Below are 942 nucleotides of genomic sequence, written 5' to 3' on the forward strand. Positions count from 1 at the left end.
GTCTTGCCGTGGTCAACGTGACCAATCGTACCAACGTTCACGTGCGGCTTGGTCCGCTCGAACTTTTCCTTTGCCATGTCGCGACTCCTGTCTCGGTAGCGATTTGCGTTGGTGGATGCGTGGTGCCCATGGGCAGGATCGAACTGCCGACCTCTCCCTTACCAAGGGAGTGCTCTACCACTGAGCCACATGGGCAAAACTTGCGAACAGTGAATGGAGCGGGTGAAGGGAATCGAACCCTCGTCGTAAGCTTGGAAGGCTTCTGCTCTACCATTGAGCTACACCCGCCCGGGTTACTTCTTCCCTTGCCGCCCGGCCTCGCGGCCGAACTCACTGCTTAATTCTGGTGGAGAGGGTTGGATTCGAACCAACGTAGGCGTAAGCCAACAGATTTACAGTCTGCCCCCTTTAGCCACTCGGGCACCTCTCCAAAGAGAACTTGCGATTATGGGACCATCAGGCCACCCTGTCAAGCATTGCTTGATGAAATCGCGAGATTTCGAGCATTGATGCTCTCATCCTTATAGGCCACGACATTCGACTGATCAGCGTGGCCACGGCACGCGGATATGCACCCCACGGCGCCGATAGAGGCGCTTGCCGAACCTTCGTCGAAAGTGGCAATGGGGTCGACCGGCGGAGTATCGAAAGACAGAAGCCCCAGCGAGTTGCCACCGTGAAGCTGCGGGACACTCGATGGCGGGGCGCAGGCACACGGGCTAGCCGACTGCGCGAACGCATCCTCCCGCAACGGCTAGAGCCTCCGTTGTGAGCTTTTTGCTATGAATTGACGGCCGAGCGTGCGTGCTGGCGCGCAGCTCGACGAGTGACAGCGCGTTTGGAAAGGTGTATCGGAATGAGCCGCGCAAAGACAAACACCCCAGCTCTTTGAAGGGAGCTGGGGTGTTGAAGGGAGAGCCTGGCGATGACCTACTTTCACAC

The 942-nt window shown here is 58.0% G+C and carries 3 tRNA genes and 1 pseudogene; all 4 read right to left on the bottom strand.

What is annotated here, in order from left to right:
* Positions 1-77 (bottom strand): annotated as a pseudogene (locus ACTJK4_RS25095) (GTP-binding protein); the annotation flags it as partial.
* A gap of 43 nt (positions 78-120) precedes the next feature.
* Positions 121-195, bottom strand: a tRNA-Thr gene (locus ACTJK4_RS25100).
* A gap of 19 nt (positions 196-214) precedes the next feature.
* Positions 215-288: transfer RNA gene (locus ACTJK4_RS25105), tRNA-Gly, on the bottom strand.
* 56 nt (positions 289-344) lie between these two features.
* A tRNA-Tyr gene (locus ACTJK4_RS25110) sits at positions 345-430 on the bottom strand.
* Positions 431-942 lie beyond the last annotated feature (512 nt).

The organism is Ralstonia sp. 22111 (assembly GCF_052045895.1).
GTDB classification, from domain to species: domain Bacteria; phylum Pseudomonadota; class Gammaproteobacteria; order Burkholderiales; family Burkholderiaceae; genus Ralstonia; species Ralstonia wenshanensis.